15 protein-coding genes are annotated in these 15,465 nt (G+C 44.3%); 12 read left to right on the top strand and 3 right to left on the bottom strand.

Translation table 11 applies throughout. The annotated features are described in order from the left end of the window. Positions 1 to 67: 67 nt before the first annotated feature. Positions 68 to 1,207 (top strand): endonuclease/exonuclease/phosphatase family protein, encoded by a 1,140-nt coding sequence (locus HMPREF9194_RS09025; RefSeq protein WP_156828022.1) that lies wholly within the window; start codon positions 68 to 70, stop codon positions 1,205 to 1,207. Positions 1,208 to 1,221: 14 nt separating this feature from the next. Here HMPREF9194_RS09025 and HMPREF9194_RS09020 read toward each other — a convergent pair whose 3' ends face one another. After that, positions 1,222 to 1,497: a YciI family protein gene (locus HMPREF9194_RS09020; protein WP_016526067.1), complete on the bottom strand. Its 276-nt coding sequence runs from the start codon at positions 1,495 to 1,497 to the stop codon at positions 1,222 to 1,224. Positions 1,498 to 2,945: 1,448 nt separating this feature from the next. On the opposite strand from HMPREF9194_RS09020, the gene HMPREF9194_RS09010 reads away from it, so the two are divergent. From HMPREF9194_RS09010 to HMPREF9194_RS08980, 8 genes are all read left to right on the top strand, one after another. Continuing rightward, positions 2,946 to 3,542, top strand: coding sequence for a TetR/AcrR family transcriptional regulator (locus HMPREF9194_RS09010; protein WP_016526064.1), 597 nt, complete (start codon positions 2,946 to 2,948; stop codon positions 3,540 to 3,542). A 39-nt stretch (positions 3,543 to 3,581) separates the two neighbouring features. Further along, entirely contained in the window at positions 3,582 to 6,074 is a 2,493-nt protein-coding gene (locus tag HMPREF9194_RS09005; protein WP_016526063.1) for a PEP/pyruvate-binding domain-containing protein, read from the top strand. A gap of 30 nt (positions 6,075 to 6,104) precedes the next feature. Further along, positions 6,105 to 7,451, top strand: a complete 1,347-nt coding sequence (locus tag HMPREF9194_RS09000) for an MATE family efflux transporter (protein ID WP_016526062.1) — start codon at positions 6,105 to 6,107, stop codon at positions 7,449 to 7,451. Positions 7,452 to 7,541: 90 nt separating this feature from the next. Continuing rightward, entirely contained in the window at positions 7,542 to 8,504 is a 963-nt protein-coding gene (locus HMPREF9194_RS08995; RefSeq protein WP_016526061.1) for an alpha/beta fold hydrolase, read from the top strand. Positions 8,505 to 8,710: 206 nt separating this feature from the next. After that, the gene (locus HMPREF9194_RS08990) at positions 8,711 to 8,908 is read left to right on the top strand and encodes a hypothetical protein (RefSeq protein ID WP_016526060.1); all 198 of its coding nucleotides are present in this window, start codon (positions 8,711 to 8,713) and stop codon (positions 8,906 to 8,908) included. Further along, positions 8,895 to 9,059, top strand: a complete 165-nt coding sequence (locus HMPREF9194_RS12140) for a type II toxin-antitoxin system PemK/MazF family toxin (RefSeq protein ID WP_084663113.1) — start codon at positions 8,895 to 8,897, stop codon at positions 9,057 to 9,059. The genes HMPREF9194_RS08990 and HMPREF9194_RS12140 overlap by 14 nt, the downstream gene beginning before the upstream one ends. Before the next feature lie 319 nt (positions 9,060 to 9,378). Further along, positions 9,379 to 9,699 (top strand): type II toxin-antitoxin system Phd/YefM family antitoxin, encoded by a 321-nt coding sequence (locus HMPREF9194_RS08985; protein ID WP_016526059.1) that lies wholly within the window; start codon positions 9,379 to 9,381, stop codon positions 9,697 to 9,699. A 3-nt stretch (positions 9,700 to 9,702) separates the two neighbouring features. Continuing rightward, positions 9,703 to 10,026 (top strand): type II toxin-antitoxin system RelE family toxin, encoded by a 324-nt coding sequence (locus HMPREF9194_RS08980; RefSeq protein ID WP_016526058.1) that lies wholly within the window; start codon positions 9,703 to 9,705, stop codon positions 10,024 to 10,026. Positions 10,027 to 10,348: 322 nt separating this feature from the next. Here the strand turns inward: HMPREF9194_RS08980 and HMPREF9194_RS08975 are convergent, their stop codons facing one another. Then, a complete protein-coding gene (locus HMPREF9194_RS08975; protein WP_016526057.1) occupies positions 10,349 to 11,467 on the bottom strand; it encodes a hypothetical protein in 1,119 nt (372 codons plus the stop codon). A gap of 186 nt (positions 11,468 to 11,653) precedes the next feature. Between HMPREF9194_RS08975 and HMPREF9194_RS08970 the strand changes: the two genes are divergently transcribed. From HMPREF9194_RS08970 to HMPREF9194_RS08960, 3 genes are all read left to right on the top strand, one after another. Next, complete coding sequence (locus HMPREF9194_RS08970; protein ID WP_016526056.1) at positions 11,654 to 12,754, top strand: methionine ABC transporter ATP-binding protein; 1,101 nt, start codon at positions 11,654 to 11,656, stop codon at positions 12,752 to 12,754. Next, entirely contained in the window at positions 12,754 to 13,419 is a 666-nt protein-coding gene (locus HMPREF9194_RS08965; protein ID WP_016526055.1) for a methionine ABC transporter permease, read from the top strand. The genes HMPREF9194_RS08970 and HMPREF9194_RS08965 overlap by 1 nt, the downstream gene beginning before the upstream one ends. Positions 13,420 to 13,704: 285 nt before the next feature. Next, on the top strand, positions 13,705 to 14,493 hold the full coding sequence (locus HMPREF9194_RS08960; protein ID WP_016526054.1) for a MetQ/NlpA family ABC transporter substrate-binding protein: 789 nt from the start codon (positions 13,705 to 13,707) through the stop codon (positions 14,491 to 14,493). A gap of 14 nt (positions 14,494 to 14,507) precedes the next feature. On the opposite strand, the gene HMPREF9194_RS08955 is transcribed toward HMPREF9194_RS08960, so the two are convergent. Next, positions 14,508 to 15,464 (bottom strand): DMT family transporter, encoded by a 957-nt coding sequence (locus tag HMPREF9194_RS08955; protein WP_016526053.1) that lies wholly within the window; start codon positions 15,462 to 15,464, stop codon positions 14,508 to 14,510. Position 15,465 lies beyond the last annotated feature (1 nt).

The raw sequence follows: 15,465 nt of genomic DNA, 5'->3' as shown, positions 1-15,465 counted from the left end.
ATACTGAAATCCTGTTTTGTATACATTTTTTCTGTACATTTTTTCGCACTGCGGTTATAATAACAGTATGAAAAATTCCTCACATAAATCCGTGCGTTCCAAGATGAATCCGTTTAAAACCGCCGCGGTATGTGCCGCTTCGTTAATCGGTGCCGGCGCGTTTTTATTTGCCGTTTTGATTCTTGTGCTCAGTATAACCGAGTACCGCCCCGCTCAAACGGAAAACGCCGTCGTTATTGAAGGCGCTGCCGGTAAAGCGGGTTTTACGGACGCGGCTTTTGACGCGGGACAAAGCGTGCGTATTATCAGCTGGAATATCGGCTACGGCGCTTTGGGCGCAAAGCAGGATTTCTTTATGGACGGCGGCACTATGGTGCGTCCGGAAAGCAGGGCGGCGGTGGAAGAAAACCTTACCGGCATTGCCGATTTTATAAAAGCGCACGAAGCCGATATGTGGTTTTTGCAGGAACTGGATGTCGGCTCGGCGCGTTCGTTTTATGTCGATGAAAGCCGCTTTCTTTCGCAGGCGACGGCACTCGGGGGAAATTTCGCGTGCAATTATAAAAGCCTGTTTGTACCCTTTCCGTTTCCGCCGCTCGGGCGGGTTGTCGGCGGTCTTGCGACATTTACGCAATTTGTGCCGAAAAGTTCGATACGCTACTCGCTTCCCGTTCCGTTTAAATGGCCGGTACGTCTTGCAAACCTTAAGCGCTGCCTGCTCGTCAATCGGTTTCCGTTGGCTTCCGGTAAAGAACTTGTCGCCGTGAATTTGCATTTGGAAGCCTACGATGAAGGCGAGGGGAAGGCCGCGCAAACAAAGGCACTCATGGATTTTTTAACCGCCGAATACGAAAAAGGAAACTATGTAATTGCAGGCGGAGACTTTAACCAAACCTTCCCCGATTTGAATATGGCGCGGTATCCTAAGCATGAAGGTCTTTGGCAGGCAGGCATATTGGATGCTGCCATGCTGCCGGAAGGCTGGCGCTTTGCCGCCGACGATGCGGTGCCCTCGTGCCGGCTGAACAACGGCGTATACGAAAGCGCCCTGTACGACGAAACTGTGCGCAAAAACTGGCAGTACTACATCATCGACGGTTTTATTTTATCGCCGAACGTCGAGCTGCAGTCGGTATGTACCTTCGACGAATCCTTTGTATACTCCGACCACAACCCCGTGGAATTAACCGTGTACTTAAAACCGTGAACCGTTAACTGTTTTTACAGCCCGTAATTATTTTCTTTATTTGCAATACCTAAGGTTCGCAGCTCAAAGGTCTTATATCCTTCTTTTATAAAAGGGTCGGACTCCGCAATCGCTCTTGCTTCTTCAATGTTTTTACATTCCAATATTACCATTCCGCCGTCATAGTCGGTAAACGGTCCGCATAATACAAGCTTTCCCAAATCATCCAATTTTTTCAAATATTGAACATGTTTTTTTACTGTTTCCAAGTTTAATGCTTTTTTGTTGTCCATTAAGTACACATAAGCCATTTTTAATATCCTCCTTCTAAAACAGCATGGATTTATTTCGCTAAACATTATACCGGTTTTATGACCTTTGTTCCGCCATCGATTTACCTGTATCGGCATTCCGTTCAGTTTATATACATCACGCGGCAGAAAGATGTTGCTGTTTTGATCTGGCGGAGTTTAGGAAGAGCTTACACACAACTTTTCACCTATTGACAATTCAGTATAATATTAAGATAGTTATTTAATTATAAAGATATTAAGACGATTTGCTGTTCCGTACAAGAGATAATGCGGGGGGTGCCGGGCGTACCGGAGAAATGAATAATATTTTTTATTTTTTTACATTATTAATTATTCACTATTTCAGTATGATGTTGTTGGGGACAATACATGCAGGAATATTTTTACAGATAATAATACCGTATTATCTTATTATAGGCGGTTTGATATTCTTATTGAGTACAAAGGTATTTCATTTCAGATTCTGTCTCTTTTTACTTTTTAACAGTATTGTTTTTGTCTGCTCTTGCGGTTTATTTTTTTTAATGTGTAAGGCATCGGAAATATCATATTTGTTGTCCGATTCTCTCGAAACATTTTGGATATTTATTTTCAGAGCGGAAGAGGATCCTCTTAGTATTTTAATTATCGGAATATTAAATATCCCAGCCTATTACATCTGCTCAGTAATAAGCTATACAATCTTACATCTTATTAAATGATTAAAGTCTTATAAATTATGAGCGGGTTTAAGATTTTGTCGCCACCTGACCGACATGCTATGGTCAGCTGGGCGCCGAGCGACAGCATGTGGGCCTTGTTTATCGTCCATAAAATATACGGATTGATATCGAAGCGGGCGCCGGCTTTTACGTTATTGGGATCGTCCTTTAAGTCGGAGCCGAGTCCCCAACTTGCGTTTAATCCGCCGGTAAATTCTTTTGTTAAATCAGAAGCTACACGGACGGCGAGATAGGCTGCCGGTCAATTTAGGGTTCCTAATATAATCAATTATAAAATTGCACTTCTACGCTATGGGCATCAGGCGCTCTCCAGTGCGTCAAGATTGCGGAATTCAGTTATCACAAAATAGCTTCGGCTGTTTGAGAATCTTCAAAACATACATCATTATCGGTATAGGTAATTACGATACCATCTTTCTCACAAAAACTTTTACGGCTCATAATAGGCTCCTTCCTGTAGTCTGATTATACAATAAACAACCGAATAATGCTATGTATGGGGGGCTTATAAAATTACGCAGAAACCAATTGTGTATATTCCGCAATTGTAACTTCCTGGCTGAAGTTTAATGGCTGCCTCTAAACAAGCTGCTAAAATGACATCTCTATGAATAACTATTAAAATATTCATTGACATACGGGCGCTCTTTTGCTATACTGGCAATGAATAAAAGATAGAATATTCATAGCTGTGTAAAATAAAGATATGCTGAGGAGCGGACGGTGGCAAAAGCGTTTACCGAACAAGAACGGATTCAAATAAAAAAGAAGATTCTGGAAACTGCACTCGATTTATTTCACGATAAAGGAACAAAGGCTTTGAGTATAGCGGAGCTGACAAAACGTGCCGGTATTGCGCAGGGAAGTTTTTATAATTTTTGGCGGAATAAAGATGCATTGGTTATGGAACTCTTTGCGTATCGCTCGGTTCAAAAATTACGCACGGTTGAAAAGAGATTTTCAGCTTCGCTTGCAAATCCGGCGGAATTTCTTGCGGACAGCATATACGAATTCTTAGTCGATCTTATGATAAAAATTCAAAACCAGCCGATCTATAGGGATGCGTTTAAGGTATTCGAAGCAAAAGACCGGAATGAAGTTCATGGGATTGAAAGTCTGTATGATGATTTTTTAACAAGGCTTATACAATATTGGGAACAAAACGGCGTAATTAAGCGGGCGAATAAAAAAGGCTTATTGAATGCGTTTACCGGAAGTTTTTTATTATGTTCTCATTACTATCAGTTTGATACGGCGTATTTTAAAGAAGTGCTACGGACATTTATATCCGGAATAGTAAATAAGTATATAGAAAGATAACGGCATAGTTTTGAAAAGTTTAATTATGGAGGAATAAAAATGATACTTGATTTTGCGCAGATACATAAGGATGACATATTAAGGGCCGGCGGTAAAGGTGCCAACCTCGGCGAAATGACCGCTGCGGGAATAAATGTGCCGAAAGGCTTTGTCATTACGGCAGAGGCGTATCGGGAATTTTTGAAAGAAAATAAAATTGACGAATTTATTTCGCGCGCTCTCGCAGAAGCGCAAGCGGATGAACGGGCATTGCTGTCCGCAGCGGGAGAATTTCGGAAAAAAATTATAGCAGGACATTTTCCCGCTCAATCGGAAAAAGAGATAAGAGAGAAATACGCTGAGCTCGGAGAATCGGCAAGAGTTGCGGTGCGCTCATCGGCAACGGCGGAAGATTTACCCGATGCGAGTTTTGCAGGACAGCAGGAAACTTATTTGAATGTGCAAGGCATAGAGGATGTATTGATTTACATACGTCAGTGCTACGCTTCGCTGTGGGGAGACAGGGCGGTAAGCTATCGTTTTAATCAGGGATATAATCAAAGCACTGTTGCGATTGCCGTTATCATTCAGGAAATGGTAGAAAGTGAAAAAGCCGGTGTTTTGTTTACGCTTAATCCGGTAACGCAAAACAAAGATGAAATGCAGATCAACGCAAGTTACGGATTGGGTGAAAGTATCGTTTCGGGACGCGTAACGGCGGATAGTTATATCGTGAATAAGGCGGGCGATATAATCGAAGTAAACATCGGGAGCAAAGAAACACAAATCGTCTATGACGATAAAAATACAAAGGAAGAACCGGTAAGCGAAGCAAAAAGAATAGCGCGGGCATTGAATGATACCGAGATTGCGGGTCTTGTGAGCGCGGCGTTAAACATAGAAAAGCACTACGGTATGCCGATGGATATTGAATGGGCAATACAAAACAATAAAATATATATTTTGCAGGCACGCGCAATAACGGCCTTAAAGAACAATGATGATGAAAAACTCATTCAAAAATATATTCAAAAGAAGCCCTTACCGAAAAGTACAAAAGAATTTATAGCGTTTCAACTTGAAAAAATGCCCTTTGCGTATCGGGCGCTCGATTTTGACTATATGTCGGCAATTAATAATCAAAAAGCACGGATATTTGCGGAAGGAGGTCTCGTTTTTAATTCAAATCCGGTAATTGATGACGACGGTATCCAGACACTTCCGAACAATAAAAAGGGTTTGACGCCGAATATCGTCCATATCTTTAAAATAATACGCATGCTTAAAAACTTCGACTATTGTTCCAAAGTGTGCAAAGAATTTATGACTCATTATGAACAAGAGATGGAAGGCATCAAAACGTTGCATTTTGAAAATATGAGTTTAGCGGAGTGCGGTACGTTTATGGAACGGAGTTATGAACTGCTTCAACAGCTTGCGTATGACAGATTTAAATACGCGTTATTTCCGTCTTCTTTGATGAGCAAAAAATTCACCAAAATAATCAAACATGTAGATAAAAATTGTTCCGCATTTGATTTCTATTGGCAGCTCAACAATAGAACCGCCGTTGTTACAAACGATATTTCCCGCATAGCCGATGAGATAAAGAAAAATGCCGCTCTAACGGAAGCCGTACTGTCCGGAGAAAAATTCAAAACCCTGTGTGCAGGCTTCCCCGAATTTAAACGGCTTGCAGATGACTTTATAAATTGCAACGGTTTTAAGTCGGACTACAACTGCTATTGCATCGAAGCAAAAACGTTTATCGAAGATCCCGACAGGCTTGTCAATATTGTACGTCCGCTTTTAAGCACCCCTGACGCATCCGATCAGGATTCCCATAATAATAGAAATTATACGACTTTAATGCAGAAACTGCGGAACATCTATGGAGCCGAATACCCGCGTATAGAACACGATGTACGGAACTTTCGATACTTTCATGTTGTCCGCGAAGAATCACAGTATCTGTGGGAAACGCTCTTTTATTATGTCAGACAGTGTGTAAAGCGGATAAATATGCTGTTGTTAAACAGTGAAGATTATAAACACGGGATTGCCAATCTTTTTCACCGTGAATTAACGGAAGTGCTGAAAGCAGGCCGGCTAACCGATGTCTATAAAGAAAAGATCGCAAGACGGAATGAGAAATTCCCGCTTGCGGAAAAGGTGTGGGAAGCATCAAAATTACTGGTGTTTGATTCGACAGGTGCCGTGCTGAAAGGGGTAAGCGGCAGTCCGGGGACTGTTGTAGGAAAGGTCCGTATTATCCGCAAGCCTGAAGAATTTTATAAGATGCAAAAAGGCGATGTGCTCGTATGCCATCTTACCGATCCCGAATGGACGCCGCTTTTTAAACTTGCAAGCGCTGTCGTTGCGGATACCGGTTCCGCTCTCAGCCATGCGGCAATCGTTGCACGGGAATTTAACATACCGGCGGTACTGGGTGTCGGTTTTGCCACCACACGATTTAAGGACGGCGACATGATTACGGTCGACGGAAATGCCGGAGAGGTGCGGAGCGATGTAAACATGGGCGCCGCTGTGTAGTATTTTCCGCAGAATTACGGAGCCGCCGCGATGGATTCAAAAGAGCTGAGACGCTTGAATATTTTAACAAAACCGATTTTCCCGCTGTTGGTTAAAACATCAATTCCGACAATAATCGGTATGTTGATCAGCGTTATATATAATTTAACCGATACCTTTTTTGTCGGACGCTTGCATAACAGATCGATGATTGCGGCAATCGGTATTGTGTTCAGCTTTGTGAGCATTATTCAGGCAATCGGTTTTTGGTTCGGCTACGGCAGCGGCAATGCAATGTCGAAAAAAATCGGAGAAAAAGACTATGCGGAAGCGGAAATCCTTTCGTCGATAGGCATTGTCATTGCAATTATAACCGGCGTTGTGATTGCAATCGGAGCAAGTATTTTTATTCTACCGCTTTCAAAACTCATAGGCGGAAGTGCATCCGAAGATGTACTCACATTTACCGTGCAGTATTTACGGATCATTATCATCAGCATTCCGTTCAGCTTATACGCATTGACGGTTTACAATCAGCTGCGCTTGTGCGGAAACGTACGCGACGGAATGATAGGCTTACTTTCCGGCATGCTCTGCAATATGGTGCTCGATCCGCTGTTGATGTTTCCGCTTAACATGGGATTTATCGGCGCGGGATACGCAACGCTCATCGGCCAGATTGTCGGCTGCGTCGTTCTGACCGTACTTGCGAAAAGGCACGGGAATATTCCTTTCAGTATAAAAAAAGCTCACTGCAATAAAAATCGCATCTATCACATTATTGCGGGAGGGCTTCCTAATTTTTCACGGCAGGCGATTACTTCTGTTGCATTGGTTTTACTCAATGTTACGGCGGCACGCTACGGCGAAAGCATGATAGCGGCTTTAACGATAAGTTCACGGGTTGCCGCTTTGGCGTATATGATTATGATCGGCTGGGCTCAGGGCTTTCAGCCTATGTGCGCGATGAATTACGGTGCCGAACAATATGAAAGAGTAAAAAAAGCTTTTATAATTACCGTTGCAGTCGGCACAATTTTTTTAACAGCGTCATCGATAATTTTATTTTTTTTTGCCGAACACTGTATCGGGCTTATGTCCGCCGATGATGAGGTGGTTTCCGCCGGAGTTACGATACTGCGGATGCAATGTTTCTCCCTGCCGTTTTTAGCCTTTTTTGCCGCAAGCAGTATGCTCATGCAGAATATCGGCAATTATTTTTCGGCGCTTTTCATATCCGTTTCACGACAAGGATTCTTTTTCATTCCGCTTTTATATATTCTGAGCGCCCTCTACGGAAAAACCGGCATTTACCTGCTGCAGCCGATCTGTGATTTTTTATCGTTTTTACTTGCCGCTGGGGTAGTGTACAAAACCGCCCGCAATCCGAGCCGGTAATTGAAGAAGTGTATTTTGTATGATATTATAGTAAAAATCGAAGCGGCGTCGGAATAATGCGCCGATGCGCGATAAATAAAGGTAAAACAAATGAATAAAACCAGAAAAACAGTCATAAAAAATAATAAAATTTCACATATTTCAGAATTCAATTTAGGCGGATTTTCGCAAAAGGTTTTAGTTGAAGGCAAACGGGATGATTTGCCGATATTAATAACGTTGCATGGAGGCCCGGGAACGCCGATTCCTCTTTGTGTGGGTTGCAGAGGAATGTTTCCTGAATTTACCGATAATTTTATTACGGTTTGTTGGGATCAGCTCGGTTGTGGAATCAATAACTATAAAATTGACGATAATTTCACAATAAACCGGTTTGTTCAGATGACCTGCGATTTAATTGATTCTATAAAAAAAGAATTTCCGAACAATAAATTATTTATTTTCAGTGCATCATGGGGAAGCATATTAAGTTTATCGGTCGCTGAAAAAAAATCAAAAGTGATTGACGGAGTTTTGGCGATAGGACAAATTGTAAAAAATATTTTCTACAACGAAGAAGTGTATAATGCATTGAAAGAAAGCGGCGTTTCGGAACGGATAATAACTAGGATAAAAAATACGAATATCGATAATATAAAAAGTAAAGATTTGCAATTAGTATCCTGTTTGCTAAGAAAAAAGACGAATGCATACAATAATAAAAAATCAAAGCCCCTGGAAATCGGAAAAATTATTTTAGGTTTATTCCAATCGCCTGATTATACATTTAAAGATTTCAAAGCTATGTTTATAAACGGCTATAAAGATAGTATTTCTTTGTGGAACGAAATTCTTCATATTGATTTATCTGAAAAATTAAAGAATGTAAGTGTTCCGTATTATATTTTACAGGGAGAAACCGATATAGTTTCCCCTACAAAAATTATAAAGGAACTTTGTGAAAGTTCGGGTAATAAAAATTTACACTATAGAGTAGTAGGAAATTCAGGTCATTTGCCGAACAAAGAAATGATGGAAGAACTTTTTAAAGTTTTATTAAGTATAAAAGGATAATATGTTAACACCCGCTTTAGCGCCGACAAACGAAACAAGCCTCGTTGCGGGTTAAGCGAATGTTGGGCGGAGCGCCCGGCGGGTGCGATTAACAACTTAAAAAAGGGGTGTTTCTGTTGTAAATTAAAGCAAATAATTATTCCCATTATCGTTTATATAATGAAAATGTACCGCATATATGTTATAATCTGATAGCGAGGTATATTATGGTCGATACAGTATTTGAAGATTTTACAAAACAGGCTCTTTCTCTTTCGTATGACCAGTCAATAATTTTGATGGGAAAAATGCTGGAAGCTTTAAAGTCAAAAAAAAGAGAAGAAAATTACTCTGAAATGGAAAATGACATTTCCCGAAGTTCTATGAATGCCATGTGGGAAGAACTGAAAAATGACACATGGTGAGATATGGCTTATAGATTTTGGACTTCCTGTTGGCAGTCTTCCGGCAAAAGTGCGTCCGGCTGTTGTAATGCAAAATGATTTGCTTGGAATAAAGCATTTGAATACTGTTGTTGTGATTCCATTTACCTCAAATCTTGTATCTTCTGATTGATGCTGTTGCGAAACTTATAACAAACAAAAGTAGCGCCTAACACCCGCTTCAACGTCAACTAAACCGAGCTGTTTTGCGGCAAGCCTCGTTGCGGGTTAAGCGAATGTTGGACGGAGCGCCCGGCGGGCACCAAAGAGAAACAATCTCCCCCGACGGAGAGAGTCGGGGGATTAACACCTCCGCACGAATAAAGCTATATGCACAAAGTCTTATTTTAGAGAGTTATCAATAAATATATCGGTAAATATAGTAATATACTTGTCGGTATTTGTCTTTCATGTTATATTATTACCAGAGATTTTGCCATGGAGGTTTATCTATGAATGCAGTAAATTCTATTAATATATTAGATTCCATAATTCCTATAAGCCGTTTTAATAAAGGTGAGGCAAATAGAATATTTACAGAAGTAAAAAATGACGGAATAAGAATTGTTGTAAAAAATAATACTCCGGAATGCGTTCTGATAAGTCCTCAAGATTATCAAGCGCTGATTGAACAATATGAAGATGCTTTATTGATGGCTGAAGCAAACAATAGATTATCAAATAATGTAAAGTATATTTCACACACCGATCTTCTTACTGATTTAAACATAAATGAACAAGAACTGGAAAACATTGATATCGAATTGGAGTAATCAATGTGGGAAATAGTTTATCATCCGGAAGCAAAACAAGAGTTGAAAGCATTGGACGGAGCACAACAAAAAATAGTATTGAAAGCTATAACTAAGGTTGCACAAAATCCGGAATCTAATGTGAAAGGTGGTTATGGTAAACCATTGGGAAATAAAGGTGGAAATAATTTAACCGGATTATTCAAGATTAAACTAAAAGGATCAGGACTAAGAATAGTTTATAAGTTGGAACAAACTGATTTAGACAATATAATGAAAATTATTGTGATTTCTGTACGACAGGATAATGAGGTATATGAAATTGCAGCCAAAAGAGAGTCAAGATAAGCGCCTAACATTCGCTTCAACGTCAACTAAAAACGATCGAAACTGTGAATCAACAGGTTTAACCGATAGTGAAAAAATAGTGAATCACGGTTTTGATAAAAAAACATCTTTTAGGAAGATGTAAAATAAACGGAACTATACAATCTTACATCTTATTAAACGATTAAAGTCTTATAAATTGTGAGCGGGTTTAAGATTTTGTCGCAGCCCGACCGACACGCTATGGTCAGCCGAGCTTACCGCAGAGGGTAAGTCAGGCTTACCGCAGAGGGTACGTCCGACTGACCGCATAAGGTCAGCCGGACTGAGCTTGTATGTGTTTTTAGAAGTAAACCTTCCATGCGACGGGAATCTGCCAGCCGAAGGTGTAGGTCTTGTCCCGCCACAGGACGGGAGTCAGCTGGGCGCCGAGCGACAGCATGTGGGCCTTGTTTATCGTCCATAAAATATACGGATTGATATCGAAGCGGGCGCCGGCTTTTACGTTATTGGGATCGTCCTTTAAGTCGGAGCCGAGTCCCCAGCTTGCGTTTAATCCGCCGGTCAGACCCGAGGTAAGGTCGACAGCCGCTTGAACGGCGATATAAGCTGCCGGCGCCCAAGAGGGATCCGACCAAAACGTTACGGCGCCTTCAGGTCGGATGCGGACGTTTCTTATTCTGAAGTCTATAACGGTTCCGACGGTGTTTGCTCCGTCGTGGGCGGTTGCGCTTGTGTCGGTCAACATGTTCCAATAGACGCCGATGTCGAAGCTTTTTAAAGCCGAAGTCGATGCGCCCACGTATATGTAATTTTTGCCTCTGCTGAAGGGGCCGTTGTACGCAAAGCCTATGCCGAATTTATCCCCAATATTCGCTTTAAGCCCGATGCCTGCGTTAAAGTTGTTTGAGCTGGTCAGTTCGGGAAGCGAAAAGCCGACTTCAAAAATATTTTGATACCGGTAGCGTAAACCGAACGCTTTTTTCGCATAATAATTGATAACTTCAAATCCTCTTCGCGGATAATGCGGATCGGAAGAAACGCTTGTTTGGGCGTTTTCGAGGTTGATGCCGCCGTAATAGGGCTTGTCGTATGCGCTCCACTGCGGGCCCGACGAGGGGCCGGGACCGACCGTCCAATTCAAGTTGGTTCCGAGTCCGATGTCGAATCCTCTGACAGGGTTGATGACGACGTTTATATTGTGATCGCCGAACCTCGTTTCCACTCCGCCCGGACCGGGAATAAGCTGCCATGCGATGTCGCCTGTGAACGTTATTTTTCCGACGGTAACGTTCCCCGTAAAATATTCGGTAAAGCCCAAAAACTTAATTTGCGCATTTTTTTCTACCGATTGACCGACCGCCGCGTGAACGGTGTTCGAAAAACCGGGAACCTGCGCCTGTGCGCCGAGAAGGGCAAAGGATGCAAGTGCGAGAGCGCATACCGCTGCAATTTTTTTCATCATATCCTCCTGCGAAAATAGTGCAAAGGGTTGTTCAAAAAAAATGTGATTTTTTGGACGACCGCTTTGATTTATATGCAATTTACTATAGCACATTTACCCGTATAAGTATACCGGTTGACTTTAGCGGACAAAAAAAGTATAAGTGTAAGATTGAAAAATTCTCTTTTGCAGGAGTTTTTGCGCATGCGCATTTGTTTGGATTCGGTAAAAAAAACATACGAAGCGGGCAGCGGCCGTATCGACGCCGTCCGGGACGTTTCTCTCGTTGTGCCTTCCGATACCGTGTACGGCATCATCGGAAAAAGCGGCGCGGGAAAATCCACTTTAATGCGCTTGATCAGTTTGCTTGAAAAACCCGATTCCGGCTCGGTGCTGTACGATGACGTGCGCGTTGACAATCTGGATAAAAAAGCGCTTATTGAACGGCGCCGGCGCATCGGCATGATATTTCAGAATTTCAATTTGTTCAGCTCGCGCACCGCAGGAGAAAATATAGCCTATCCCTTGGAAATTGTCGGCCGCTCAAAGCATGAAATAAAAAAGAGGACGGCCGAACTTTTGGAGCTTGTGGGGCTTGAGGGAAGGGAAAAAGCGCCCGTGAGCACCCTGTCCGGCGGCCAAAAGCAGCGCGTCGCGATAGCCCGCGCTCTTGCGAACAAGCCCGATATTTTGTTTTGCGACGAGGCGACGAGCGCTTTGGATCCGCAAACGACGCGTTCGATTTTGCTGCTTATCCGCAGTTTGCAAAAACAAATGAATTTGACCGTCGTTATGATAACGCATCAAATGGAAGTCGTGCGCGATATTTGCGAACAGGTTGCCGTCCTCGACGACGGAACGGTTGCCGAAAGCGGAACCGTTACCGATATTTTTACGCGCCCGCAGTCCGCCGTTACAAAAGACTTTTTGTCGAACCTTGCGGTTTCCGACACGGCCGCTTCCTACGCCGATGCCGATCGTGCCGCACCGGGCGAAGGCGACGGCTTTGTGCGCTGGTCGAAAGACGGCGGAAAATACACGCTGCGTTTTGTCGGCAATACGACCGGAGAGCCGGTACTCAGCAGGTTGTCGCGCCTTTTTGACGTGGAATTCAATATCCGCGCGGGCGGCATTCAGCATTTAACGGATAAAAATATCGGCACGCTTATAACCGACATAAGCGGTTCCCCTGCGGAACTGGAAAAAGCTTTGCACTGGCTTCAAACGCAGGGTGTTATCGTCGAAACCGAAGGGACCGAAAAAACCGCACGGGCGGTGCGGGGGCAAAAATCGGGGGCGCAATAATGAATTCGATACAAAATCTTTTGTCCCTTGTGGGGACGGCCACGCTGCAAACGCTGATTATGGTGTTTGCCTCGACTTTTTTTTCGGTGCTGCTCGGACTTCCCGTCGGCATACTGCTGTGCGCTTCCGACCCTGAAGGCGGCATACGGCCCCGTCCCCTTTTGTTTCATGTACTGACGCGAATCGTAAACGTTTTGCGTTCGTTCCCGTTTATTATATTGATGATATTGCTGTTTCCCTTGTCCCGCATCCTCGCCGGAACAAGTATCGGAACGCCGGCTGCAATTATTCCGCTTTCGATAGCGGCGGCTCCTTTTGCGGCGCGGGTTATAGAAACGGCTTTAAAGGAAGTGGATCCGGGCGTCGTTCAAGCCGCCCGTGCCATGGGTTCCACGGATTTTCAGATAATCGTAAAAGTGCTGCTGCCCGAAGCGCTGCCTTCGCTGACGGCGGGCATAACGCTTACGATAATAAACCTGATCGGTTATTCGGCGATGGCCGGAGCGATCGGCGGCGGCGGCTTGGGCGATTTGGCGATCCGGTACGGCTACCAGCGTTTCCGCCCCGATGTGATGGCCGTTTCCGTTATCGTGATTTTGATTTTGGTGGAGATTATACAAGCCGCCGGCACAAAGCTGAGCGCGGCCCAAATGAAAAAGCGGTAAAAGATTGTAAGCGGCCTCGGTAACGGCTGTGTGCTTGACGGTACGCGTTAGGGATTGGAGGGGCAGCGCAGCTGTTCCGAAGGAATGGAGCGTCAGCGGAACCCCGGAAAGCCCGACGGTTGACGCAGATGCGGAAACCGGAACGCCCGAAATAATTGTCAATTGTTTGCGTTGCAAACTCTTAGATTTTAATAGGAGAAAGTTTGAAGCTCGCGGCTGAAATGGCGCCGCGCGCTTCAAAGCCGAGTTTGCGTTGCAAACTCGCAAGATTTATAGGAGAAGTTTATGAAAAAGATTTTTGCGCTGTGCGCAGTTCTGTTCGTATGTGTTTCCTGTGCAAAAAAGCAGGATGCAAAAGCTTTGAAGGTCGGGGCAACACCCGAACCTCATGCCGAAATGCTTAAACTCGTTGCCGACGATTTGGCGGCCTCAGGAATAAAGCTGGAAGTTATCGAATTTACCGATTACGTTACGCCCAACGAAGCTTTGGAGAGCGGACAAATCGATGCGAACTTTTTCCAGCATTTGCCGTACTTGGAAACGTTCAACAAAGAAAGAGGTTTTCACTTGGCAAACGCCGGGGGCATTCATATCGAGCCGATAGCCTTGTATTCAAAGAAAGTTTCGTCGTTGTCGGCTTTGCCCGAAGGCGCCTCGATCGCGATCCCCAACGACCCGACCAACGAGGGCCGTGCGCTGCTTCTTTTGCAGTCCGCCGGTTTACTCAAGCTGAATGAAGGTGCGGGTCTTACGGCGACTCCGGTCGATATTGCCGAAAATCCGCGCAAGTTCAAATTCCGCGAAATTGAAGCGGCTTCGCTGCCGCGCGTTTTGGCGGATGTGGACGCCGCCGTTATCAACGGCAATTACGCGATTCCTGCCGGCTTGAGCGCGGTTAAAGACGGGCTTTTTGTCGAAGGCGCGGATTCTCCCTACGTTAATATTATTGCGGTAAAAGAAGGCAATGAAAAAGACGGGCGGATTACCGCGTTGGTAAACGCGCTGCGCAGTCAAAAGATAGCCGATTTTATCGCTCAACGCTATCCGAACGGCGAAGTCGTAAAAGTGTTTTAAGGAAGTGCCGCCGGTCAGCCGGAAACGAAAAGACCTATGATCGTTAAAAGGGTGCCGGCGGCCGACATAAGCGTAATGCGTTCGTTTAAAAAAACGGCCGCCGCTATAACGGTAATGACGGGAATCACATAGATAAAAAGCGATGTTTTTACGATTCCCAAGTATTTCCCGGCGAGTGCCCACGCGCTGTAGGTGAGGGCGCTCGCTCCCACTCCCAAAAATACAAAATGCGCGATGTTTTGCATATCCGCAAAACGGCGCATGCTCAATGCAAAACTTGACGCAAAGTCCGCTCCCGCGCCTCTTTGTCCGGTCAATTCGGAAAAGACGACCGCGGGCAGCATGGTTAAAAGGGCGTAAAAAAATATGCGCCGCGTGCTTTCAAGCGGCGGAAGATTTAAGTCGTTTACCTTGGTAATCAAAACCGAATAGCCCGCCCATACGACGGCGCCGCAAAAGGCCAAGAGGTCGCCTGCGGGATTGAGTTGAAGCTGCGTTTTGCCGCTGAAGCTGATAAGGCTTATGCCGACCATCGCGCAGATAAATCCGAGTATAAAGCGCAGATTTACGGGTTTTGCCTGCGGCGATTTTTTTAAGCACAGCCTTACGGCGATCGCGGTAAAAATCGGCGCGGTCGACGCGATAACGCAGACGTTCGACGCCTGCGTATACGAAAGGGCGATGTTTTCCAAAAACTGGTACAGCGTAATTGCGAAAAATCCCGCGCCCGCAAAATACAGTTCCTGTTTTATGCGCGGCGGACTGCCCGTTCCCGTTTGCAGCTTGAGCGACCGCGGTGCCAAAATCCACAAGCTTACGTATGCAATCAAAAAACGGATAAACAGAATTTCCGCCGGTGAAAAAGCGTTAAGCAGTATTTTTGTCGAAATGAACGTGCAGCCCCACGTAAGAATGCTGAACGCGACGAGTGCATAACCTGCGATTGTCCGCTGCGGCGTTTGGTACTGCATC

This window comes from Treponema maltophilum ATCC 51939, from assembly GCF_000413055.1.
In the GTDB taxonomy this organism is placed as follows: domain Bacteria; phylum Spirochaetota; class Spirochaetia; order Treponematales; family Treponemataceae; genus Treponema_C; species Treponema_C maltophilum.
This window is presented reverse-complemented; position numbering and strand designations above follow the sequence as displayed.

Bases quoted from the DNA above. Each gene is read 5' to 3' on its own strand.
- HMPREF9194_RS08990 (WP_016526060.1), top strand. From the start codon at position 8,711: ATGGTCGATACAGTATTTGAAGATTTTACAAAACAGGCTCTTTCTCTT.
- HMPREF9194_RS09005 (WP_016526063.1), top strand. From the start codon at position 3,582: ATGATACTTGATTTTGCGCAGATACATAAGGATGACATATTAAGGGCC.
- HMPREF9194_RS09020 (WP_016526067.1), bottom strand. From the start codon at position 1,497: ATGGCTTATGTGTACTTAATGGACAACAAAAAAGCATTAAACTTGGAA.
- HMPREF9194_RS08955 (WP_016526053.1), bottom strand. From the start codon at position 15,464: ATGCAGTACCAAACGCCGCAGCGGACAATCGCAGGTTATGCACTCGTC.
- HMPREF9194_RS08995 (WP_016526061.1), top strand. From the start codon at position 7,542: ATGAATAAAACCAGAAAAACAGTCATAAAAAATAATAAAATTTCACAT.
- HMPREF9194_RS09025 (WP_156828022.1), top strand. From the start codon at position 68: ATGAAAAATTCCTCACATAAATCCGTGCGTTCCAAGATGAATCCGTTT.
- HMPREF9194_RS08975 (WP_016526057.1), bottom strand. From the start codon at position 11,467: ATGAAAAAAATTGCAGCGGTATGCGCTCTCGCACTTGCATCCTTTGCC.
- HMPREF9194_RS12140 (WP_084663113.1), top strand. From the start codon at position 8,895: ATGACACATGGTGAGATATGGCTTATAGATTTTGGACTTCCTGTTGGC.
- HMPREF9194_RS08985 (WP_016526059.1), top strand. From the start codon at position 9,379: ATGAATGCAGTAAATTCTATTAATATATTAGATTCCATAATTCCTATA.
- HMPREF9194_RS09000 (WP_016526062.1), top strand. From the start codon at position 6,105: ATGGATTCAAAAGAGCTGAGACGCTTGAATATTTTAACAAAACCGATT.
- HMPREF9194_RS08960 (WP_016526054.1), top strand. From the start codon at position 13,705: ATGAAAAAGATTTTTGCGCTGTGCGCAGTTCTGTTCGTATGTGTTTCC.
- HMPREF9194_RS08965 (WP_016526055.1), top strand. From the start codon at position 12,754: ATGAATTCGATACAAAATCTTTTGTCCCTTGTGGGGACGGCCACGCTG.
- HMPREF9194_RS08980 (WP_016526058.1), top strand. From the start codon at position 9,703: ATGTGGGAAATAGTTTATCATCCGGAAGCAAAACAAGAGTTGAAAGCA.
- HMPREF9194_RS08970 (WP_016526056.1), top strand. From the start codon at position 11,654: ATGCGCATTTGTTTGGATTCGGTAAAAAAAACATACGAAGCGGGCAGC.